Annotated in this window: 18 protein-coding genes; 7 read left to right on the plus strand and 11 right to left on the minus strand. The window is 66.3% G+C overall.

Features of this window, described 5'->3' with window-relative positions; genetic code table 11:
- Positions 1 to 24 precede the first annotated feature (24 nt).
- Both PMO31116_RS09305 and PMO31116_RS09310 read right to left on the minus strand, forming a co-directional pair.
- The gene (locus PMO31116_RS09305) at positions 25 to 1392 is read right to left on the minus strand and encodes a peptidylprolyl isomerase (protein WP_150566454.1); all 1368 of its coding nucleotides are present in this window, start codon (positions 1390 to 1392) and stop codon (positions 25 to 27) included.
- Positions 1385 to 3745, minus strand: a complete 2361-nt coding sequence (locus PMO31116_RS09310) for an LPS-assembly protein LptD (RefSeq protein ID WP_174971035.1) — start codon at positions 3743 to 3745, stop codon at positions 1385 to 1387. The genes PMO31116_RS09305 and PMO31116_RS09310 overlap by 8 nt, the downstream gene beginning before the upstream one ends.
- A 163-nt stretch (positions 3746 to 3908) precedes the next feature.
- Between PMO31116_RS09310 and PMO31116_RS09315 the strand changes: the two genes are divergently transcribed.
- From PMO31116_RS09315 to purH, 7 genes are all read left to right on the plus strand, one after another.
- Positions 3909 to 4994 (plus strand): aminoglycoside phosphotransferase family protein, encoded by a 1086-nt coding sequence (locus PMO31116_RS09315; RefSeq protein ID WP_150566456.1) that lies wholly within the window; start codon positions 3909 to 3911, stop codon positions 4992 to 4994.
- A 19-nt stretch (positions 4995 to 5013) separates the two neighbouring features.
- Positions 5014 to 5754 carry an N-acetylmuramate alpha-1-phosphate uridylyltransferase MurU gene (gene murU / locus PMO31116_RS09320; RefSeq protein WP_150566565.1) on the plus strand — a complete coding sequence of 247 codons (741 nt, stop codon included), beginning with the start codon at positions 5014 to 5016 and terminating at the stop codon, positions 5752 to 5754.
- A gap of 41 nt (positions 5755 to 5795) precedes the next feature.
- On the plus strand, positions 5796 to 7127 hold the full coding sequence (locus PMO31116_RS09325; RefSeq protein WP_174971038.1) for an aminopeptidase P N-terminal domain-containing protein: 1332 nt from the start codon (positions 5796 to 5798) through the stop codon (positions 7125 to 7127).
- Entirely contained in the window at positions 7127 to 8464 is a 1338-nt protein-coding gene (locus PMO31116_RS09330) for a UbiH/UbiF/VisC/COQ6 family ubiquinone biosynthesis hydroxylase (RefSeq protein WP_150566458.1), read from the plus strand. Before PMO31116_RS09325 ends, PMO31116_RS09330 begins: the two co-directional genes overlap by 1 nt.
- Positions 8465 to 8571: 107 nt before the next feature.
- Complete coding sequence (gene dusB, locus PMO31116_RS09335; RefSeq protein WP_023594208.1) at positions 8572 to 9600, plus strand: tRNA dihydrouridine synthase DusB; 1029 nt, start codon at positions 8572 to 8574, stop codon at positions 9598 to 9600.
- Complete coding sequence (locus PMO31116_RS09340; protein ID WP_023594207.1) at positions 9597 to 9830, plus strand: Fis family transcriptional regulator; 234 nt, start codon at positions 9597 to 9599, stop codon at positions 9828 to 9830. Before dusB ends, PMO31116_RS09340 begins: the two co-directional genes overlap by 4 nt.
- A gap of 72 nt (positions 9831 to 9902) precedes the next feature.
- Positions 9903 to 11468: a bifunctional phosphoribosylaminoimidazolecarboxamide formyltransferase/IMP cyclohydrolase gene (gene purH / locus PMO31116_RS09345; RefSeq protein ID WP_150566459.1), complete on the plus strand. Its 1566-nt coding sequence runs from the start codon at positions 9903 to 9905 to the stop codon at positions 11466 to 11468.
- Positions 11469 to 11597: 129 nt separating this feature from the next.
- On the opposite strand, the gene PMO31116_RS09350 is transcribed toward purH, so the two are convergent.
- From PMO31116_RS09350 to PMO31116_RS09390, 9 genes are all read right to left on the minus strand, one after another.
- Positions 11598 to 12653 carry a porin gene (locus PMO31116_RS09350; RefSeq protein WP_174971041.1) on the minus strand — a complete coding sequence of 352 codons (1056 nt, stop codon included), beginning with the start codon at positions 12651 to 12653 and terminating at the stop codon, positions 11598 to 11600.
- A 125-nt stretch (positions 12654 to 12778) separates the two neighbouring features.
- Positions 12779 to 13810 (minus strand): XdhC family protein, encoded by a 1032-nt coding sequence (locus PMO31116_RS09355; protein WP_150566461.1) that lies wholly within the window; start codon positions 13808 to 13810, stop codon positions 12779 to 12781.
- Entirely contained in the window at positions 13810 to 16005 is a 2196-nt protein-coding gene (locus PMO31116_RS09360) for a xanthine dehydrogenase family protein molybdopterin-binding subunit (protein ID WP_246185233.1), read from the minus strand. Before PMO31116_RS09360 ends, PMO31116_RS09355 begins: the two co-directional genes overlap by 1 nt.
- 100 nt (positions 16006 to 16105) lie before the next feature.
- Positions 16106 to 16549 carry a (2Fe-2S)-binding protein gene (locus PMO31116_RS09365; protein WP_145864558.1) on the minus strand — a complete coding sequence of 148 codons (444 nt, stop codon included), beginning with the start codon at positions 16547 to 16549 and terminating at the stop codon, positions 16106 to 16108.
- Between the two features lie 216 nt (positions 16550 to 16765).
- Positions 16766 to 17707, minus strand: coding sequence for an AraC family transcriptional regulator (locus tag PMO31116_RS09370; protein WP_150566463.1), 942 nt, complete (start codon positions 17705 to 17707; stop codon positions 16766 to 16768).
- A gap of 300 nt (positions 17708 to 18007) precedes the next feature.
- Positions 18008 to 18652 (minus strand): HutD/Ves family protein, encoded by a 645-nt coding sequence (locus tag PMO31116_RS09375; protein ID WP_150566464.1) that lies wholly within the window; start codon positions 18650 to 18652, stop codon positions 18008 to 18010.
- A gap of 60 nt (positions 18653 to 18712) precedes the next feature.
- On the minus strand, positions 18713 to 19981 hold the full coding sequence (locus tag PMO31116_RS09380) for a glutamate-5-semialdehyde dehydrogenase (RefSeq protein WP_150566465.1): 1269 nt from the start codon (positions 19979 to 19981) through the stop codon (positions 18713 to 18715).
- A 199-nt stretch (positions 19982 to 20180) separates the two neighbouring features.
- On the minus strand, positions 20181 to 21260 hold the full coding sequence (holA, locus tag PMO31116_RS09385) for a DNA polymerase III subunit delta (protein ID WP_150566466.1): 1080 nt from the start codon (positions 21258 to 21260) through the stop codon (positions 20181 to 20183).
- 19 nt (positions 21261 to 21279) lie between these two features.
- On the minus strand, positions 21280 to 21795 hold the full coding sequence (locus tag PMO31116_RS09390; protein ID WP_023872334.1) for an LPS-assembly lipoprotein LptE: 516 nt from the start codon (positions 21793 to 21795) through the stop codon (positions 21280 to 21282).
- Between the last annotated feature and the right edge of the window lie 65 nt (positions 21796 to 21860).

The raw sequence follows: 21860 nt of genomic DNA on the forward strand, positions 1-21860 counted from the left end.
GTCGGAATGCGTCTCACGCGGCGCTTACTGCTGCGCATTGTTCAGACGATAGTCGACGTAGGCGCTGTCGCGCAGTTGTTGCAGCCAGTCGCGATACTGCTGCTCCGCCTTGCGGCCGCGCAGTTCCTGCATGGCGAGGTTGCGCTCCTGGTCGCCGGAGACCTGCGACTCGCGATGTCCCAGCACCTGGATCAGGTGATAGCCATACTCTGAGCGCACCGGATCGCTGATCTGGCCGTCCTTGAGTTCGGACATGGCACGCTCGAACGCGGGCACGGTTTCCCCCGGGGAAATCCAGCCGAGATCGCCGCCTTGCGACGCCGAACCATCCACCGAGTACTGACGCGCGAAGTCGGCGAAGTCGCCCTTGCCTGCCTCGATCTGTGCCTTGATGTCGAGCAGCTTCTGGCGTGCCTGGGCTTCCGACACACCGTCACCCACACGAATGAGAATGTGACGCGCGTGAATCTGCGGCACCGTCATGCCCTGCTCGCCGCCTTGCTTGCGGGTCTCGACCAGCTTGATGACGTGAAAGCCGTTGTTGCTGCGAAGCACCTGCGGCACGACCGTGCCCGGCTGGAGCTTCTGAATTTGCGTGAGGTACAGGTCGGGAATGCGCTCGGGAATGCGAAAGCCCATGTCGCCGCCGTTCGCTGCGTCCGACGCGTCCGAATATTCCTTGGCGAGGGCCGCGAAATCGCCCCCCGCCTTCGCCTTATCGAGCGCCTCGGTCGCCTTCTTCTGCGCGGCGCTCACCTGATCGGGCGTGGCGCCTTCCGGCAGCTTCACGATGATCTCGCTCAGGCGGTACTCCGGCTCCGACGGCGCAGCCGACGCGCCGCGCTGCGCGGCGAGGAACGAGTTGATTTCCGAATCGCTCACCTGAATCTGGCTGTCGACCTCGCGATCGCGCAGGCGCGCCATGATGATCTGCTCGCGCACTTCCTTGCGGAAGGCATCCCACGGCACGCCGGCCTGCGACAGACGGGCCTTGTACTGGTCGACGCTCAGGCGATTGTCGGCGGCAATGCGCTGCAATGCCTGTTCGACGTCGGCGTCCTTCACGACGATGCCGTCTTCCTTGGCACGCTGGAGCTGGACCTGCGTGACGATCATCTGCTCGAGCACCTGGCGCTGGAGCATGTCGGCATCCGGAATCGGGCGCTTGGCGAGCGTCAGTTGATGCTTTGCCTCCTCGATGCGCGTGTCGAGCTCCTTGCGGGTGATGACGCTGTCGTTGACCACGGCAACGATCGAATCCACCGGACGCACGGACGACGCAGGCGCTCCCGCGGCCCTGGCGCCGACCGGCGCGGGCTGCGCCACCGCCACCCCGGCGGCAAGACACAGGCTCGCCAGCAGCGAGGCACGCTTCACAAACATGTCATTCATAGTTGCTGAATCGAGAAGGAATCTGGTTCGTCGGCGGCGGTTGATATCCCGGGACCCCGACCTTGAAGGCTTCTGTCGCGCTATTGCCGGACTTGGTCAGCCCCTTCAACTCCAGTTGCGCGAAGATGCGCGAAGTTGTCGTCGTGGCGTTGGTCGCATAGCGCTGCAGCCCGACCCGGAAGGCCCAGCAGTCGGCATCATACTCGAATCCCGCCAGGGCATCGACGAACGTCTTGTCCGTGATGCTGTAGTTCAGGCGCCCGACAACCCCGAACCGCGGTGTGATCGGCCATTGCCCCGAAAGTTCGATCTGATTGATCGGCGTCGTGGTTAGCGCCGTTTGCCCGACGACCGGCGGGGGGTTACGCAAGTAGCGGTAGTACAGGTTGAACACGCGCCGCTCGCCGGGGCGCCACGTGACGCCGACGTCCGAGCGGTTGAACTGCGACGTGCTCGGACTGTACTGGACGGCCGTGCTGAACGTGATGTTCTGGTACAGCAGCGCAGATCCGCCAACGAGGAAGTCGGACACGCCGGCGTCTTCCGGCACGCCGCCGGGCATCGTCACACGCGATTGCGTGATGTTGTAACGCTGCGCGTACCAGATGCGGGCGCGCTCGATGCCCGATTCCGCATCGATGAGGCGCGACGTCAGGGCCATGGTGACGCGGTTCGCGTCCTGGATGCGGTCTTCCCCGATGAACGAGTTCTCGCTGAAGATTTCGGCGAGGTTGAAGTCCGATACGGCGCTGTCGAAGATCGGGATCGAGCTCTGGTTCCGGTACGGCGTGTAGACGTAGAACAGGCGCGGCTCCAGCGTCTGCTTCATGGACGTGCCGAACAGGCTCACCGGACGCTCGAAGGTCAGCCCGGTGTCGAGACTGACCGTCGGCACCGTGCGGGTAATCGACGACTGCATCATCGATCCGTTCGGATAGTCGACGTTGTACGCAGCCGCGTTGAACATGACCTTCGGAACGACGAAGTAACCCGGCGTGAGAATCGGGTAACTCAACGTAGGCTGCGCGTAGAGGCGCTCGCCGTTCGGCTGGCCGGTGGAGCTGGCGATCTGGAACCGGTTGTACCGGATCGGCATCGAGAAGTCGAAGCCGTGGAAATCGAACTTGTTGTACGTGGCCGACAGCTCGGGCACCGACTCGTACTGAGGCGTGCTCGGCGCGAGCGTCTGGTACTTCAGTACGCGGGCAAGGAACGACCAGTCGCCGTAATTCCATGTCAAACCGGCTTCGCGGTTGTAGACACGCTGCACACCGGTCTGGAAGTTGGTTCCCGACCCGAAATCGTCCGGATAGGTATCGTCGGAGACCTTCGTGAAGTTGACGTACGCGTTCACGCCGTAGCCGAGCGACTGGCTGTGCTGGAACGTGAACGTGTAGCGGGCGTCGCCCGTCACACGATCCTTCGGCAGATACTCGAGGTGGAACAGGCCCGCGTACGTCGGCTCGAGGTAGCGGAAGTCACCCATGAGCATCACGCCGCGCTTGGTCATGAAGCGGGGCGTGATCGTCAGATCACGGTTCGGCGCGATGTTGAAATAGTACGGTGTTGCCAGCTCGAAACCGGTACGGCTCGACTGCGTGAAGGTCGGTGCGAGAAAGCCCGAACGACGCTCGTTCGACGTCGGGAACGACAGGTACGGGCTGGCCAGAATGGGCACATTTTGGAAGAACAGCACGCCGTTGTAGGCCGTGCCCTCCTGCTGATCCTGATCGAACTCGAACTCCGACGCCTTGATGTACCACGCGGGCGTCTTGCCGTCCTCGGTACACGCGCAAGCGGAGTACGTGCCGCGCTTCAGGGTCACGAGGTTGCTCGCCTCGACGTCGGCGCGTTCCGACTTGCCGCCGCCGCCCGACACGAGCTTGTACGTGGGCGTGAGCATGTAACCGTCGCCCGCCCCCGTGTACATATGCGCCTCGGGGCCGATGAACAGATTGCCGCCCTGGGACAGTCGCGCATTGCCGCGCGCCACGACTTCGTCCGTGTCCTGATCGTAGGTCAGGCGATCGCCTTTCACGAACGACCGGTACTTGCGCGCCTCGGCATCGCCGTCGACCGTCGCGTCGACGTTGGTGCGTCCGGTGAGATGCATGCCGCGCACGTACATCGGCACGTCTTCGCCGGCGGCCAGCGGGTTGTCGACCAGCGCGGGCACCGTGCGCAGCACGAGACCATCGCTCTTCGCGATATCGGGAGGGGGGGCTTCCTGGGCGGCCGCGAGCGAACACCACACTCCCGGCAGGGAGAGCAGCAGAGCCAGCGGCTTGCGCCGCGTGCGCATCAGGCGGCGCAGCGACGAAACATCATTCGTATGGACTTGTTTATCCGGCATGTACGCAAACAGCGAAACAATCGTGGCGCCGCTTGCGGGCAGCCAATCCCGTACGTCTGCCAGGCGTTGCCGGGACATTCGGGACGGTCGATCGAGGTCGAGAAACAGGGCGTCGGGAAAACATGATCGGGTATTATATGGCAAGACGTTTACGGCCCCCATCATGACCGCACAACCCACCGCCTCCGCGCATATTTCCGGCGCTTCCGGCGCCCTCTCCAACGCCGCCGATCCGCGCCTCCAGGCCCTCGGCGAATGGCTCGCCAGCGTTGCAGAGCCGTTCTCGCTCGACCTCGCACAGTGGGCACCCGCTTCGGCGGACGCGAGCTTCCGGCGCTACTTCCGTATCGGCAGCCACGATCCCGCGCATCCGAGCCTCATCGTGATGGACGCCCCGCCGCCACAGGAAGATTGCCGCCCGTTCGTGCACGTGGCGCAGCTGCTCGATGAAGCGGGCCTGCAGGCCCCGAAGGTGCTCGCCGAGGACCTGACCCAGGGCTTTTTGCTGCTCACGGATCTGGGGCGCGAGACGTACCTCGACGTCCTCAACGACGACAACGCCCGCGCCCTCATGCGCGAAGCGCTCGACGCGCTGATCGTGTGGCAAAAGAGCTCCCGGCCCAGCGTGCTGCCCGAATACGACACGGCGCTGCTGCGGCGCGAGCTCGACCTCTTCCCCGACTGGTACGTCGGCAAGCATCTGAAAGTCGAGTTGAGCGAGGACCAGCGGGCAACGCTCGAGCGCATCAATCGGTTGCTGATCGACAACGCCCTCGCGCAGCCGAAAGTGTTCGTACACCGCGATTACATGCCGCGCAACCTGATGCCCGGCCAACCCGGCACGACGGGCCCCGGCATTCTGGACTTCCAGGACGCCGTCCACGGCCCGCTCACCTACGACGTCATCTGCCTGATGCGCGATGCCTTCCTGAGCTGGGACGAAGAACGCGAGCTCGACTGGCTGGCGTACTACTGGGAGCGGGCCCGCAAGGCCGGCCTGCCGGTCGACGCCGACTTCGGCGAGTTCTACCGTCAGGCGGAATGGATGGGCCTGCAACGCCACCTGAAGGTCCTCGGCATCTTCGCGCGCATCAATTATCGCGACGGCAAGCCGCGCTATCTGGCCGACACGCCGCGCTTCATCCGCTATGCCCGCAAGGTGGCCGATCGCTACGCGCCGCTGCGCCCGCTGGCGAAGTTGCTCGACGAGCTGACCGGGCAGCAGGTCGACGTCGGCTACACGTTCTGAGGTCCACCGCATGAGCCGAATGAAGGCGATGATCTTCGCCGCCGGACGCGGCGAGCGCATGCGTCCGCTCACGGACACGACGCCCAAGCCGATGCTCCCCGTGGGCGGCAAGCCCATCATTGTCTGGCAGATCGAGGCGCTCGCGCGCGCCGGCTTCACCGACATCGTCATCAATCACGCCTGGCTGGGCGCCCGGATCGAGGCCGCGCTCGGCGACGGCAGCGCGTTCGGCGTGCGCCTTGCCTACTCGGCCGAGACCGACGCGCTGGAGACGGCCGGCGGCATCGCGCACGCGCGGGCCCTGCTCGAAGGCGCCGGCAACGTATTCCTGGCGATCGCGGGCGACATCTTCACCGCGTTCGATTACGCCAGCCTTTCCCCGCACGCCGAGCGCATGCGGACGCAATCCGCGCCCGGCATGCACCTCGTGATGGTGCCGAATCCGACGTTTCATCCGAAAGGCGATTTCTCGCTCGACGCCACGGGCGCGCTGCATCTGCCCGATCGCGCACCGGCCGGCGCCACCGCGCTGACGTTCGGCAGCATCGCGCTCTACGACCTGCGCCTGTTCGACGGGATCGCCCCCGGCACGCGCATGGCGCTCACGCCGATGTACCGGGCATCGATTGCCGCCGGCCGCGCGACAGGCGAGCGCTTCGACGGCGTCTGGGAAAACGTCGGTACGCCGGCGCAGCTGGCCGCGCTCGACGCCGAGATTCGCGCCGGACACGACAGCGCCCCCGGCAGTAGAATCGCCTGAATACGTCCCTCACCCACCGAATCCCCGAAATGGAGCCCGCGATGTCTGATTCCCCGTACCGTGCCCGCCGCGAGCGAGTCATCGAACAGATGCGCAAGGCCGGTGGCGGCGTCGCCGTCGTGCCCACGGCCCCCGAAGTGCCGCGCAACCGCGACAGCGACTTCCCGTATCGCCACGACAGCTACTTCTACTACCTCTCGGGCTTCACGGAGCCCGAAGCCGTCGTGGTGCTCGACAGCCGCACGGGCCAGTCGATCCTGTTCTGCCGCGCCAAGAACGAAGAGCGCGAGATCTGGGACGGCTATCGCTATGGCCCGGAAGCCGCCCGCGAGACGTTCGGCTTCGACGCCGCCTACCCCATCGACGAAATCGACACGCGCATGCCGCAGTTGCTGGCCGACGCACCCGCGCTCTTTTATGCGCTCGGCGCGTCCGCGCAGCAGGACCGGCAAGTGCGCCACTGGCTCAACGCCGTGCGTGCGCAAAGCCGCACGGGCGTCTCGGCACCCAGCGCCGCGCACGACATCCGCGCGATTCTCGACGAGATGCGTCTGGTCAAGGACAGCACCGAACTGGCGATCATGGCCCGCGCCGGCAAGATTTCGGCCGATGCCCACGTGCGCGCGATGAAGGCGTCGCGCCCGGGACTGCGCGAGTACCATCTCGAAGCGGAGCTGCTGTACGAATTCCGTCGCCACGGGTCGCAGTTCCCGGCCTACGGCTCCATCGTCGCCACCGGGGCGAACGCCACGGTGCTGCACTACCGTGCCGGCGACGCCGAACTGCGCGATGGCGATCTGGTGCTCATCGACGCCGCGTGCGAGCTCGACGGCTACGCTTCGGACATCACCCGTACGTTCCCGGCCAACGGCAAGTTCACCGCCGCGCAACGCGAGCTGTATGACATCGTGCTCGCCTCGCAGCAGGCCGCCATCGACGCCACGCGTGCCGGGGTGCCGTTCGACGCGCCGCACAACGCCGCCGTGCGCGTGCTCGCACAGGGCATGCTCGATACCGGCCTGCTCAAGCGCGACACCGTGGGGAGCCTCGACGACGTGATCGCCAACAAATCGTTCAGCCGCTTCTACATGCACCGCACCGGCCACTGGATCGGCATGGACGTGCACGACTGCGGCGAATACCGCGAGGACGGCCCGAACGGCGAGCGTCCGTGGCGCACGCTCGGCGCCAACATGGTCACGACGATCGAGCCGGGCATCTACGTGCGGCCGGCCCCCGACATCGACGAGCGTTATTGGAACATCGGCATTCGCATCGAGGATGACGCTGTCGTCACGCCCACCGGCTGCACGCTGCTCACACGCGACGTGCCCGTCGATGCCGACGAGATCGAAGCCTTGATGCGCGGCTGATGACCGGGCCGCAAGTCACTCCCACCGCCGTGCCGGCCGCGATCCCGGGGTCGCGTCTCGAGGGAGCGCCTCGCGCCGCGCGGCGCTTCGACGTGGCCATCGTTGGCGCCGGCCCGGTGGGCACGGCGCTCGCATTGCTGCTCGCCCGGCGCGCGCCGCAATTGCGCATTGCGCTGGTCGACGGGCGCGGGCCGCTGGCCGGCTACGACGATCCGCGCACGCTGGCGCTCTCGCACGGTAGCCGCGAAATTCTCGCGCGCGCCGGCGCCTGGCCGCACCAGGGCGCCGGACTGGACTGCACGCCGATCCGGCATATCCACGTCTCGCAGGCGCGCCGCTTCGGCAGCACCGAAATCGACCATCTCGATCACCAGGTGCCGGCGCTCGGCTACGTGGTGCGATACGGCTCGCTCATGCGCGCGCTCGACGCCGCGATGTCGTGCTTGCCTTCTCGCGTCGCGCATGCGCCGCCCGGCGAGATCGGCAATATCGACGCGCGCCGTGAATCGTTGGAAGCCGACGATTCCGCAGGGCTGCATCATTTCCGCCCCTACCGGGCGATCGCCCTGCGGCAGGACGCCGGAGAGGTCACGCTCACACTCGGCACATCGATCGACGATCACGCCCAGACGCTGCACGCCACGCTCGCCGTCAATGCCGAAGGGGGCTTGTTCGAGGGCCAGACAGCCCGTGCGCGCTCACGCGATTACGGGCAAACCGCGCTGGTCGGCTTCGTGACGTGCGAACGGCCGCGTGCCGGCTGGGCCTGGGAACGGTTCACGCCGGACGGCCCGCTCGCGCTGCTGCCCCAGGAACACGGGTATGCGCTGGTGTGGTGCTGCTCGCATGACGAGGCCAAGCGTCGCCGCGAGCTCGGCGACGTCGCCTTCCTCGCAGAGCTGCACGCCGCATTTGGCGATCGCATGGGACGCTTCACCGCGATCACCGGACGCGCCGGCTTCCCGCTGGGCCTGAATGCGACAAGCCATGTCGTCGACGGCCGTGTCGCGGCCATCGGCAACGCGGCGCAGACCCTCCACCCGGTGGCCGGGCAAGGCCTGAATCTCGGCCTGAGAGACGCCTTCGATCTGGCCGAGACCCTTGTGCGCGACGCGCGCCACGGCGTGCCGGGCCCCGCTGCGCTCACGGCCTTCGCGCGCCGCCGACGCGCCGATCGCGGCCTCACCATCCGCATCACCGACCTCCTGCCGCGCGTGTTCGGCATCGACGCCACGCCGGTCGCCCTGTTGCGCGGCATGGCCCTGGCGGGCCTCGACCTCGTGCCGCCACTCAAAACCGCCTTCGCGCGTCAGATGATGTTCGGCCAGCGCGGCTGAGGGCGGGGCCCGGCCGCTGGGCCGCCGGACAATTTGCACAATTTTTAGGCGACGGGGACGGGTTTTCGCAGTAAAATACAAACTTTTTCCCGGCTTTTCCCTTCATCGTGCGTATCGGTCCCCACGAACTCCGCAATAACCTGTTCGTCGCCCCCATGGCGGGTGTGACGGATCGGCCGTTCCGCCAGTTGTGCAAACGACTGGGGGCGGGCTACGCCGTCTCGGAGATGGTGGCGTCGAACGCCCAACTCTGGAAGAGCGAAAAAACGATGCGCCGCGCCAACCATGCCGGCGAGGTCGCGCCCATCTCGGTGCAGATCGCGGGCGCGGATCCGGCCATGATGGCCGAGGCCGCGCGTTACAACGTCGAGCGCGGCGCGCAGATCATCGACATCAACATGGGTTGCCCGGCCAAGAAGGTCTGCAACGTCGCGGCCGGCTCGGCCCTGCTGCAGAACGAGCCGCTGGTGGCGCGCATCGTGTCGGCCGTCGTCGGCGCGGTCGGCGATGTCGTGCCGGTCACGCTCAAGATTCGCACGGGCTGGGATCGCGAGCACAAGAACGCGCTCACGGTGGCGCGCATCGCCGAGGACTGCGGCATCAGCATGCTCACGGTGCACGGCCGCACGCGCGCCGATCTGTACCACGGCGATGCCGAGTACGAAACGATCGCCGCCGTCAAGGCTGCGGCGCGTATTCCGGTCGTCGCCAACGGTGACATCGATTCGGCGCCGAAGGCAAAGCACGTGCTGGAAGTCACCGGTGCCGACGCCATCATGATCGGCCGCGCCGCGCAGGGACGGCCCTGGCTGTTCCGCGACATCGAGCTGTACCTCGCGACGGGCGAGATCGCCCTGGCGCCGCGTGTCGACGAAATCCAGCAGATCATGAATGAACACCTCGTGGACCACTACGAGTTCTACGGGGAATACACAGGCGTGCGGACCGCACGCAAGCATATTGCATGGTATTCACGGGGTTTGCCGGGGGCAGCCACGTTCCGGCAGCGTATGAATACGCTCGACACCACGCAGGAACAGTTGGCCGCGGTCAACGAGTTTTTCGAACAGCAGAAGGCGCACTCGGACCGTCTCTGCTATGAACAAGAATCTCCGAGGGAGCTATTAGCCGCATGAGCAAAGCAAACATAGAACAATCCGTGCGCGACAGTCTGGATTCGTATTTCCGCGATCTGGATGGCGCACGTCCACACGATGTCTACGATATGGTCGTCTCCGTCGTTGAAAAGCCGCTGCTCGAGTTCGTGCTCGGCAAGGCCGACGGCAACCAGTCGCTCGCCGCCGAATACCTGGGGATCAACCGCAACACGCTGCGCAAGAAGCTACAGCAGCACGGCCTGCTGTAAACGCCGGCGCGCCCGTCAGGTTCGCCCCATCCGTTCGATCCGTCCGTTTTTGCCGCTTCACTTTCGTCCGTCATGATCAAGCAAGCTCTCATTTCCGTCTCCGACAAGACCGGCATCGTCGACTTCGCCAAGTCGCTCGCTGCGCAAGGCGTGTCGATCCTCTCCACCGGCGGCACCGCCAAACTGCTGGCCGATGCCGGGTTGAAGGTGACCGAAGTCGCCGACTACACCGGTTTCCCGGAAATGCTCGACGGCCGCGTGAAGACGCTGCACCCGAAGGTGCACGGCGGCATCCTGGCCCGCCGCGACCTGCCGGAGCACATGGCCGCGCTCGAACAGCACGGCATCCCGACCATCGACCTGCTCGTGGTGAACCTGTACCCGTTCGTGCAGACGGTTTCCAAGGAGCAGTGCTCGCTCGAGGACGCCATCGAGAACATCGACATCGGCGGCCCGACGATGCTTCGCTCCGCCGCGAAGAACCATCGTGACGTCACCGTCATCGTCGATCCGGCCGACTACGCCGTGGTGCTCGACGAAATGAAGGCGAACGGCAACACCGTGGGCTACGCCACCAACTTCCGCCTGGCCACGAAGGTGTTCGCGCACACGGCGCAATACGACGGCGCCATCACGAACTACCTCACGAGCCTGGGCGAGTCGCTGCGCCACGACGAGCGCTCGCCGTACCCGGCCACGCTGAATCTCGCTTACACGAAGGTGCAAGACATGCGCTACGGCGAGAATCCGCATCAGAGCGCCGCGTTCTATCGCGATATCGTCACGCCCGAGGGTTCGCTCGCGAACTATCGCCAGCTCCAGGGCAAGGAACTGTCGTACAACAACATCGCCGATGCCGATGCGGCATGGGAGTGCGTGAAGACGTTCGACGCACCCGCCTGCGTCATCATCAAGCACGCCAACCCGTGCGGCGTGGCCGTCGCGGCGTCGCCGTCCGAAGCCTACGCCAAGGCCTTCCAGACCGATCCGACGTCGGCCTTCGGTGGCATCATCGCGTTCAACCGCGAAGTCGACGAGGCGGCCGCGCAAGCGGTTGCCAAACAGTTCGTGGAAGTGCTGCTCGCACCGTCGTTCACCGAGGGCGCCAGGCAGGTCTTCGCCGCCAAGCAGAACGTGCGCCTGCTCGAAGTGCCGCTGGGCAACGGCGTGAACCAGTATGACTTCAAGCGCGTGGGCGGCGGCCTGCTCGTGCAGTCGCCGGATGCCAAGAACGTGGCGCCGCACGAACTGCGCGTGGTGACCAAGCGCCATCCGACGCCCAAGGAAATGGAAGACCTGCTCTTCGCCTGGCGCGTGGCCAAGTACGTCAAGTCGAACGCGATCGTGTTCTGCGCCGGCGGCATGACGCTCGGCGTGGGCGCGGGTCAGATGAGCCGTGTCGATTCGGCCCGTATCGCCAGCATCAAGGCACAGAACGCCGGCCTGTCGCTCAACGGCTCGGCCGTGGCGTCAGACGCCTTCTTCCCGTTCCGCGACGGCCTGGACGTGGTCGTCGATGCCGGTGCGACCTGCGTGATTCATCCGGGCGGCTCGATGCGCGATGACGAAGTCATTGCCGCGGCCGACGAGCGCAACGTCGCCATGCTGATGACGGGTACGCGTCACTTCCGTCACTAAGCCGACTGGCGCGACGGCCCGGCGGGCCACTGTCGCGCGTCGTCATTGCGCGACCGCGCGATCGCCTGAAAGCGCGAAAGGACACCCGAGGGTGTCCTTTCTTTCTGCCCCGCGCCCGCGTCGCGAGCTTCAGAAGTAGTGCGCGAGCCCCACGGCCACACCCACCTGACTGCTGCCCGGCGCGATGGTCATGCCATAACCCGTGACGCCAAGGTTCGACTGATTCTGGTTGTGCGAGAAGCCGACCTGCGCGAACAACTGCGTGCGCTTCGAGAGCAGATACGCCGCGTTGGCCGCGAGCAGATACGGATGCTGGTTCGCCGACGTGATGTTGTTGTAATAGATCGCGCCCGACAGAATGACCTCCGTGACGGGCCGATACTGCAATCCGGCAAAATACAGTTCGTTGCGGCCGGCCACGCCCGGGACATCGCTCAGATACCACTGATAGCCCACGAATGGCTTGAAGTTGCCAAGTGCGTAGCTTGCGCCGGCCGCAACCCGCTGCGACGTGTTGCCCTGAGTCGTGACGGCCGTGCCGCGCTGCTGATCGTAGACGAGCGACACATTGAGTGGCCCGTTCGCATATCCGACCGACACGCTGTACTCCTTGCCCACACGCCACTGCCCCGGCACCTGCGCGCCGTTGGCGATGGTGGCGTCGTAGCCCGTCGAGAACAGTCCGGCAACCTTGAAGCCACTGAAATTACCGGCGTACTTGATCGAGTTGTCCGCCTTGCCGACGAACTGCGGATCCAGCGCCGGCAGCGAGTAACTGTAGTACGACAACGGATCGAGTTCGAGGAACGCATCATAGATCAGGTTCTTCTGACGGCCGATGGTCACCGCACCCCAGGCGTTCTGCAGGCCCACGTAAGCCTGACGACCAAACATCCGGCCGTTCTGCTGCAACTGGCCGGAATCCAGATTGAAGCCGGCTTCGAGCTGCATGATCGCCTTGAGTCCGCCGCCAAGGTCTTCCGATCCCTTGAAGCCGAAGCGATTGGGCGCCTGTGAACCGTTGCTCACGCGAAAGAGCGATGCCTTGCTGCCGTTCGCGCCTGCGCCTGCATTGCTCAGGTATTCCAGACTGTTGTCCACGATGCCGTAAATCTGCACCCCGTCGGCCTTTGCGCAACCTGCGGCCACCGTGAGCGCCATTGCCATCCAAACCTTGTGTTTCATGACATTCCCCATTTTATATTGGACTACAAACTAATTATGGTTTCAGGTCGCGCATGCGCACGCACCGAGGCGATGCGAGCGACCCGCCCACCGGTGTTTCGTGGAGGTTTTGTGCGCTCGCTTCCTCAGGCGGCGCGCGAGGTGCCCGGGACGGCCGGAGGTGCCGCCCCCGGGGGAGTACAGGGTCGGGTCGATGTCAGGCCTGGCATCACGCCATTGCGCAATGCGGTCATCTCCGCGAGGATCGCCAGCGCGATTTCCGGCGGCGTGCGCGCGCCCAACGCAAGCCCCACGGGGCCATGCAGACGCCCGATCTGCGCGGCACTCAGGTCGAACATGGCGAGCCGCTCGCGCCGGGCCGCCTGATTGCGGTGCGAGCCGATCGCGCCAACATAGAAGGCATCCGACCGGAGTGCCTCGAGCAATGCCATGTCGTCGAGCTTCGGATCGTGGGTGAGCGCCACGATGGCGGTGTTCCCGTCGGGACGCAGCCGCGCGATCAGGTCGTCGGGCATTTCCCTCGTGCGGGTGATGTGCGCGGCGAGATCGCCGTCATGCATGGTGTCGTGAATGTCGCGCGGATCGCAGATCACGACCCGGTAGCCCAGCGGCACCGCCATGCTCACGAGGTGGCGCGTGAGCTGGCCGTCGCCGATCACGACGATTCGCCAGCGCGGCCCGAACGGCACCGCCAGGCGTGTCGGCGAATAGGCGAACGCCTCGGGTTGGCGCACGGTGCGCACGCGGGCGAGTCCGGTACGCAAGTTGAGTTCTCGCACCCCGAGCCTGCCGCCGTCGATGGCGTCGCGCATGGCATCGAGCGCGCTGCGTGGCGTCACGCGCTCGATGACCAGTTCCAGCGTGCCGCCGCAGGGCAGACCGAAGCGGTGGGCCTCGTCGGCGCTCAAACCGTAGACCTGCACATGCGGGCGCAAGCCGGGGCGAAAGCCCGCGGCAACCTTGGCGAGCAGATCGTCTTCGATACAGCCGCCCGACACGGAACCGGCGACGCGTCCGCGCGACGCCAGCGCCATCATCGCGCCCACGGGCCGCGGCGCCGAACCCCAGGTGCGGGCGACGGTGGCGAGCAACACGTCGTCACCCTGTGCCTGCCAGCGCGCAACCGCCTCGAGCACTTCGGCGTCGACCCCGTCCATCAGACGGCTCCCGGCACCGAAGTCGCGCCCGGCGTCCCGGCGTGCACCAGCGCACGCGCCTCGGCGACCGTCTGCGGCAGCGGCATCGTGCGCGCACGCACGCCCGTCGCACGCCGGATGGCCTGCGCCACGGCCGGCGCCATCGGCGGCAACGACACTTCACCGCAGCCCTGTGGCGGACGATCGCTCGGCAGGATCACCGTTTCGATCTTCGGCATCTCGACCAGATACAACAGCGGATAGTCACCGAAATTGCTCTGCGCCACGCCGCCGTCGGCGAAGGTGATGCGGCTCTTGAACGTGTTGGTGAGCGCGAACCCGATTCCGCCCTCGATGTTGGCGCGAATGAGGTTCGGGTTGATCGCGCGCCCGCAATCGACACCACAGACAACGCGCTCGATCTGGAAGCGATCGTTCACGATGCGAAGCTCCACCGCCACGGCCACGTACGTGGAAAACGCCGTGCCACGGCCCGTGTACGTGCAATAGCCGAAGCCGCGATGCACGCCGGGCTTCGCCTTGCGCTGCCAGCCGGCCGAGGCGAACGTCGTCTCGATCACGCGCGTGGCGAGCGGGTCGTGCCGGAGCATGCGCTTGCGATATTCCACCGGGTCGATGCCTGCGACCTCGGCCATCTCGTCGATGAAGCTTTCGAGGAAGAATACGCTCGATGTCGAGCCGACCGAGCGCATGAAGCTCACGGGAATATTCGGCTGTGGCACATCGACGCCTTCCACGCGCAGGTTCGGCACCGCGTACGCCAGATCGTAAAGCCCGTCGAGCATCGTCTCGTCGTAGCCCGCTTTCTCGAAGTGATCCTTCTTGATGACGTTGTACAGCGACTGTCCCGCCACCCGCATGTGCAGGGCGACCGGCAACCCGTCGCTGCCCAGCGCGGCCTGGAAGCGCGCCGAGGCGCACGGACGGTAGAACCCGTGACGGATATCGTCTTCGCGCGAGCGGATCACCTTCACGGGACGCCCCACGGCCGCCGAGGCCACCGCCGCATGAATCACGAAATCGGGCACGTACTTGCGGCCGAAGCTGCCACCGAGGAACGTGGTGTGCACCGTGACCTTCTCGGGCGGCAGCTTGAAGATGCCACCGAGCGCCCAACGCACCTTGTCCTGCCCCTGAATCGGTCCCCAGACCTCGATTTCCCCCTTGTCCTTGCGCACGTGCACGGTGGCGTTCACCGGCTCCATCGTCGCGTGGACGATGTACGGGGTGTGATACTCGCTCGTGACGACTTTGCCCCCGGCGGCAATGACCCCGGTGGCGTCGCCGATATCGGTGGCCACGCCCGCCTTGCCGCCGACGAGGGCCGCGCGACGCTCGGCGAGGATCGTCGCGCTGTCGGCGGCCGGCCCCGCCTTCCATTCGACGTCGAGCGCGTCGCACGCGGTTTTCGCGCGCCAGTAATCGTCGGCCACGACGATCACGGCGTCTTTCGCCAGCACGACGTCGTGCACGCCCTTGCGCGCCTTGATCGCGTCGCGATTGCGCACCGAGCGCGGCGCGCCGCCCGACGTGGGCGCCATGCGCACGGCGCCCACGAGCATGTCGGGAACCTTCACGTCGATGCCGAAGATGGCCGAGCCGTCGACCTTCGAGGGCGTGTCGAGACGCGCCAGCGATTGTCCGATCAGGCGGTGTGCCGCATCGTTCTTCAGATGTGGATGCGGATTGAGCGGTTGCTTCGCGGCGTCGGCGACCAGCTCGCCGTAACCGATCGAGCGGCCCGACTGCGGGTGGATGACACGGCCGTCGCGCGTCACACAATTCGACGTGCGCACGCCGAGTCGCTTTGCCCCGACCGCGACGAGCGCCTCACGCGCCTGCGCCCCCGCGACGCGAAGGCGGTCGTAGAACAGCGTCGCCGACATCGATGCGCCCACGAACTGCTGCAGGGCTTCGTTGGCGGCGGCGGTGCGATAGGCGTCGCGAGCGGTCACGAACTCAACGCGCACCCGGCGCCAGTCGGCATCGAGTTCGTCGGCCAGTACCTGCGGCAGGCCGGTGTACGCCCCCTGCCCCACCTCGCATTGCGACAGGCCGAGCACCGTGGTGCCGTCGGCGTCGATACGGATCCAGTCGTTGATCTCGACGAGGTTCGCGCCGGCCGCGCGCGCCGGCGGACTGGCCACCCAAGTCGCCGTGACCGGAACCAGCAAGCTGCCCGCCGCGAGCGACATGCCCTTGAGCCAGTGGCGTCGCGCGGGCGACGTCGGAGCGTTCGCGTGCGGTGCGGTGCCGCAGGCGGGATCTTGCGGATGCGCCGGACGCACCGCCGGCTCAGCGTTTTGCTGCGTCATGGATCGCCTCCCGGATGCGGTGATAGGTCGCGCAACGGCACAGGTTGGTCATGGCCTCGTCGATCTGGGCGTCGGTCGGCTGCGGATGCTTGCGCAGCAGCGCTGCCGCCGCCATGACCATGCCGGACTGACAGTAGCCGCACTGCGGCACGTCCTTCGCGATCCAGGCTTGCTGAATCGGATGCGAGCGCGTGGGCGAAAGCGCCTCCACGGTGGTGATGCGCTTGCCTGCCACGGCCGAAACCGGCAGAACGCAGGTACGCGTGGCCTCGCCGTCGACGTGCACCGTGCAGGCGCCGCACGCCCCGATGCCGCAGCCGTACTTGGTCCCCGTCAGTCCCGCCGCATCGCGGATGACCCACAGCAAAGGCGTGTCGTCATCGCCGTCGAAGACGAAGGGGCGCCCGTTGAGTTGGAATTCCATTGACTCTCCCGTTGTGACTGGCTGCCCTCTGCGCAAACACCTTCACGGTGGCCGGCAGATGGCGATTGAATTCTCACCACGAGAAAATTGGCGAACAACGGCCGGGCGGCCCGAAAAGGATGCCGTTCGTCCAGAGACGGGAAAACCCTCAGGAAGGATAGGACGAGCGGGGAGCGCGGGGAGCGCGAGGCGAGTGAGGGAAGCGATGGGCGGGCGTCAGTTGCCCGGCTCGCAGCTTCGGAGGTATTCCCGCGGCGGCAGGCCGTAACAGCGACGGAAGGCCCGCGTGAACGCCTTCTCCGAGGCGTATCCCACGGCGTCGGCCACGTCGGAGACGCGTGCGCCCGCGCCCGCGAGCCGGTCGGCCGCGAGGTACATGCGATGGGCCGTGAGATACGACATCGGCGACTCGCCGACCAGTTCGCGAAAGCGCAGGCAGAACTTCGAGCGCGACATGCCGGCGATGTCGGCCAGTTGTTCGACCGTCCACGCGCGTTGCGGCATTTCGTGCATCGACGCGATGGCACGCCCCAGTTGCGGGTCCGACATGCCACGCAGCCAGTGCGTGCTCGCGCCGCCGTGCGCGCCGAGATAGGCGCGCAGAATCTGCACGAACAACACGTCGGCCAGACGCGCCACCGCCACACGCCAGCCCGAGCCGCGCTGCATCGACTCTTCGATGAACCCCGCGATGGTGGTCGTGAGCAAGGCGGGCACGGCCGGGTCGCCGGCGCGGATGTGGATCAGCGGCGGCAGCGCGGCGAGCAACGGATTGCGAACCCGCTCGCGGAACATCACCACCCCGGTGTAGAGATCGCTCACCGCGCCCGGCCCGCCCGCGCGAAACGCGAGCGGGGTATCCAGCTTGGGCTCGATGCCCTGCGCGGACATCATGTCCTCGAACAACACCGGCGGCTCGTCGAGCGACGAGCACATCACATGCTCGTGTCCGTGCGGCAGCAGCACGCAGTCGCCGGGCTCGATGCGCACGGGCGCCATGCCCGCCACAACGAGCCAGAACGGTTCCCCCATCGCCGTGCGAAAGGGCGCGCCGTCGAGCGCCGGCTTGCGCAGCGACCACGGGGCACCGAAGGTGAACCGTCCGGTGACGACCGCGTCCGCGCGCAGATCGCCAAGCACATCGCTCAACGGATCCATGGTGCCCTGCCCGACTCGACGTGACGCAGTAAATGTTCCATATGTGAAACGTCGATTTATCTATGAATATTCACAGTATGCCGTTTCGCACGCTGGAAAAGTATCGGGTTTCACCTAGGGAAAATACCGGGAGCGGAGGGGACAGGCACGAAACGCCCGGTTGTAGGCCGAAGTACGAGTCGAAGTACGAGTCGAAGTACGAGCCGAAGCGCGGGCTGAAGTGTGCTCCGCAGTGCAGGCCGGCGCTCGGGCCCTGAGCACGGAGCGTGTCGGTTCGGCGAGCGGAGGTGCCGCCGACGATCAGCGACGCGAGATCGACGCCAGGAAGACGTCGGCCGGCCCGGCATGCGCGCGCAATTCACACCCCACGCACGCCACCGCGCCGTCGGCCTCCTCGCTCCCGTCCATTCCATCGATGCGCAGCGCGTGGCCCAGCGGCACCGTCACGGTGCGACCATCGTGCAAGGCGGCCGTCACCTGCCCCTGCGCACAGTAGAGAAAGCCGATCGCGCCATCGCCCGTCGGCAGCGACCACCTGAACGGCGTGCGCTCGAGACGATGTTGCATCAGCACGTGTTGCCACCCGACGCGGCGCGTCATGACGTTGAAGTCGTCGATGGGCACGTTCGCCGCTTCCAACGCGGGCGTGCAGCTCACGGCCAGTTCGCCACAAAACGCGTAAGGGGGCGTTCGCGGGGTGAGCGTCACGTCGGGACACCCTTCGACGTTGAGCGTCAACGCGCCGCCCCTCACGATGGCCAACGACCTGTCGATGCCGGCAAAGACCGAGAACGGCCCCGGGTTCGCCACCGTCGCGGTGCTGATGCGCCAATCGAATCCGTCTTCCCCCGCGCGTCGCGCCACGGCGAGCTCGGTCGTCACACCCTGACCGTTCTTCCAGGGCATCTTCACGAAATCGGCCGGGCCGAGGACTTGCAATTGCATGGACACTGTCGAGGCGAGTGGGACGTTGGCGAAAAGATGGGAATCGATCGGGGCGCCGCGTTACTTGCGGACTTCGCCGTGACCGAACACGACATATTTCAGACTCGTGAGCCCCTCGAGTCCCACGGGACCGCGCGCGTGCAGCTTGTCGTTCGAGATGCCGATCTCCGCGCCCAATCCGAATTCGAAACCGTCGGCAAATCGCGTGCTCGCGTTGATCATCACACTTGCGGAATCCACCTCGCGCAGGAATTGCATGGCGGCGGTGTAGTCCTCGGTCACGATGGCGTCGGTGTGATGCGAGCCATATCGATTGATGTGCGCGATGGCAGGCGCAAGACCATCCACGACTTTCACGGCGAGCACGGGCGCCAGGTACTCGGTCGACCAGTCGTCCTCGGTCGCCGCGATGGCGCCGCCAATGCCGGCTTCGGCGAGTGCCGCGAGCGTACGTTCGCAACCACGCAACTCGACCTGCTTGCGCTGGAACATGCGTGCGATGGCAGGCAACTGACCGATGGCCTGCTGATCGACGAGCAGCGTCTCCATCGTGTTGCAGGTGCCGTAGCGGTGCGTCTTGGCGTTCTCGCATATCGCCAGTGCTTTCGACGCGTCTGCGCGCGCGTCAACGTAGACATGGCAGATGCCGTCCAGATGCTTGATCATCGGCACGCGCGCATCCTGCATCAGGCGTGCGATCAGGCTCTTGCCACCGCGCGGCACGATCACGTCGACATAGTCGGTCATCGTGATGAGTTCGCCCACGGCGGCACGGTCGGGCGTGTTCACCACCTGAACGGCATCGCCGGGCAGGCCGCTGGCCGCCAGCGCGTCGGCGATCAACGCCGCCAACGCGGTGTTGCTCTCGATGGCTTCCGAACCGCCGCGCAGGATCGTCGCATTTCCCGACTTCAGGCAAAGCGCCGCCGCGTCGATCGTCACGTTCGGGCGCGACTCGTAGATGATGCCGATCACGCCCAGCGGCACACGCATCTGACCGACCTGAATACCGCTCGGCTGCACGCGCACGTTGCTGATCTCCCCGATGGGATCCGACAGCCCGGCAATCTGGCGCAGCCCTTCGATCATGGTCCGCAACGCCTTGTCGGACAGCGTGAGACGGTCGATGAACGCGGCGTCCTGGCCGTTGGCGCGCGCGCGCTCGAGATCACGGCGATTCACGTCCTGCAGCGTCGCACCCTCACGCTCGATGGCGTCGGCAATCGCGAGCAGCGCGCGATTCTTGGCGGCGGTGTCGGCACGCGCCATGGCGCGCGACGCCTCGCGGGCGCGCTGACCCAGCGATTGCATGTAGGCTTTGATATCCATATCGTCGTTCGGCGGTTTTGGTGGGCGGATGAGTCGCCCCTTGAATTCGGGTTGGCTGCCGCGAAGGCTCGCCGGTCATGCGACAGATTGTCCGTGAATTGCGGGGATCTTGCTGTCGCGGCTCCCGTTCCCCGGGAGGCGCATTACCGACATTGGCGGCTTTGCTGGAGTTCGTGGCTTGAGCAGCGTCGGGCGCGGTCTACGCGGGCACCGGGCGTGGTGCGCGGGCGGAGCGCGCCCCCGGCGGTCGCTCGCCCGCGAGCAGCAGGCCAAGTTGCAGCATGCCGTCCCACGGGTCGCCCGGCAGGCCTTCAGCGCGCAACCCCTTGACCTGTCGATCCAGACGCGCGGCCAGTTGAAGCGCCTGAGCCAGCATGGCCGGCGAGGCGCGCCCTGCGGCCTGCTCCATCAAGCGCTCGCGTGGCCCCCACACCCGAAATTCGCGCAGCAGCATGGCAAGCGGCTTGCCCGCCGCCATGCCGCGCGTGATCTTCGCGAGCGTGCGGACTTCCTCCGTCAGTGCCCAGAGCACGAGCGGCGCCGCTTCGCCCTCGCCGCGCAAGCCGTCGAGCATGCGGACCAGCCGGGCGGCGTCGCCCGCCAGAACGGCTTCGCTCAGCTTGAAGACGTCGTAGCGCGCCACGTTGAGCACGGCATCCTGCACCTGTTCGAACGTGAGCACACCTTCGGGGTACAACAGGCCGAGCTTCTGAATTTCCTGATGCGCCGCGAGCAAGTTGCCCTCGACACGATCGGCAATGAACTGCAGCACGCGCCGACCCGGCTCGCCCGCTTCCACGCGCTGGCCCTGTGCAGCCAGACGCTGGGCGATCCAGTCCGGCAGGCGTGCCCGATCGACGGGGTCGACCTTGACGGTCACACCGGCGCGGTCGAGCGCCGTGAACCAGTCGGACTTGCTGGCGGCGGCATCGAGCCGGGGCAGCGTGATGATGGTCAGCACGTCCCCGTTGGCGGTCTCGGCATGCGCCTTGAGCGCCGCGCCGCCCTCCTTGCCCGGTTTGCCGCCCGGAATACGCAATTCGATGAGCTTGCGGTCGCCGAACAGCGACATCGATTGGCCGGCGTTCGCGAGCGCTCCCCAGTCGAAGCTGCGTTCGACGCTGAGCACATCGCGTTCGGTAAAACCGCCCGCACGCGCCGCCGCCCGCACGCGATCCACCGCCTCCTGCACGAGCAGGCCCTCGTCGCCGTGGATCGTATAGATCGGCGAGAGCGACTTGGCGAGGTGCGCGTCGAGCGCGTCGGGACGCAGTTGCATGAACGGAATTCGGGTCGCGTTACTCTTCCGGCTTCGGGGCCGGCATGGACTTCACCGCTTCCATGCGCCGGATGATCTGATCGACCGCATCCTTCTGCATGTCGCGGGCCAGCAGCGCCGCTTCCGTGTCGCGCGCCGTCGCTTCGCTGTCGCTGTAGGGCAGGTTGCGCGTCAGGCGAATGGTGCTCAGCGGAATGATCGGCCGGCCGTCAGGCGTGACCAGCTGGAACGTGTAGGAGTTGCGAATCTCATATTCGCGCGCCTGACCGTTGGCATCGAGACTGACCGCCGTACGTGACGAGGTCGTGTTCAGAATCTCGAGGCGAGCATCGGCATCCTTGGGTTCGGTCACCACCACGGTGCCCTTGCTGCCGTAGCGCACGTAGCGCGAGATGTCGATCGCCATCAGGCCACCGCCCGAGATGTACAGTCGCTTGAACGCGTATTCGCTAGCGCCCCGCAGCTGGAAGCCGCAGGCGGACAATGCCAGCGCGCAGCCCAGCAAGGCCATCCAACCGAAGATCCTGCGCGTCATGCCGACGCCTCGTTGCCCGGATGTCATTTGCACGTGATGTGCCCTCTTGTCACCAAACGTCATCA

Source organism: Pandoraea morbifera (assembly GCF_902459575.1).
Classification (GTDB): Bacteria; Pseudomonadota; Gammaproteobacteria; order Burkholderiales; family Burkholderiaceae; genus Pandoraea; species Pandoraea morbifera.

What these genes read in the sequence shown, in the direction of transcription:
- PMO31116_RS09375 (WP_150566464.1), bottom strand. Translation starts at nt 18,652, where the DNA reads ATGCAATTGCAAGTCCTCGGCCCGGCCGATTTCGTGAAGATGCCCTGG.
- PMO31116_RS09365 (WP_145864558.1), bottom strand. Translation starts at nt 16,549, where the DNA reads ATGGAATTCCAACTCAACGGGCGCCCCTTCGTCTTCGACGGCGATGAC.
- PMO31116_RS09360 (WP_246185233.1), bottom strand. Translation starts at nt 16,005, where the DNA reads ATGTCGCTCGCGGCGGGCAGCTTGCTGGTTCCGGTCACGGCGACTTGG.
- PMO31116_RS09370 (WP_150566463.1), bottom strand. Translation starts at nt 17,707, where the DNA reads ATGGATCCGTTGAGCGATGTGCTTGGCGATCTGCGCGCGGACGCGGTC.
- purH (WP_150566459.1), top strand. Translation starts at nt 9,903, where the DNA reads ATGATCAAGCAAGCTCTCATTTCCGTCTCCGACAAGACCGGCATCGTC.
- PMO31116_RS09390 (WP_023872334.1), bottom strand. Translation starts at nt 21,795, where the DNA reads ATGACGCGCAGGATCTTCGGTTGGATGGCCTTGCTGGGCTGCGCGCTG.
- PMO31116_RS09350 (WP_174971041.1), bottom strand. Translation starts at nt 12,653, where the DNA reads ATGAAACACAAGGTTTGGATGGCAATGGCGCTCACGGTGGCCGCAGGT.
- PMO31116_RS09305 (WP_150566454.1), bottom strand. Translation starts at nt 1,392, where the DNA reads ATGAATGACATGTTTGTGAAGCGTGCCTCGCTGCTGGCGAGCCTGTGT.
- PMO31116_RS09380 (WP_150566465.1), bottom strand. Translation starts at nt 19,981, where the DNA reads ATGGATATCAAAGCCTACATGCAATCGCTGGGTCAGCGCGCCCGCGAG.
- murU (WP_150566565.1), top strand. Translation starts at nt 5,014, where the DNA reads ATGAAGGCGATGATCTTCGCCGCCGGACGCGGCGAGCGCATGCGTCCG.
- PMO31116_RS09325 (WP_174971038.1), top strand. Translation starts at nt 5,796, where the DNA reads ATGTCTGATTCCCCGTACCGTGCCCGCCGCGAGCGAGTCATCGAACAG.
- holA (WP_150566466.1), bottom strand. Translation starts at nt 21,260, where the DNA reads ATGCAACTGCGTCCCGACGCGCTCGACGCGCACCTCGCCAAGTCGCTC.
- PMO31116_RS09355 (WP_150566461.1), bottom strand. Translation starts at nt 13,810, where the DNA reads ATGGACGGGGTCGACGCCGAAGTGCTCGAGGCGGTTGCGCGCTGGCAG.
- PMO31116_RS09340 (WP_023594207.1), top strand. Translation starts at nt 9,597, where the DNA reads ATGAGCAAAGCAAACATAGAACAATCCGTGCGCGACAGTCTGGATTCG.
- PMO31116_RS09310 (WP_174971035.1), bottom strand. Translation starts at nt 3,745, where the DNA reads ATGCCGGATAAACAAGTCCATACGAATGATGTTTCGTCGCTGCGCCGC.
- PMO31116_RS09315 (WP_150566456.1), top strand. Translation starts at nt 3,909, where the DNA reads ATGACCGCACAACCCACCGCCTCCGCGCATATTTCCGGCGCTTCCGGC.
- PMO31116_RS09330 (WP_150566458.1), top strand. Translation starts at nt 7,127, where the DNA reads ATGACCGGGCCGCAAGTCACTCCCACCGCCGTGCCGGCCGCGATCCCG.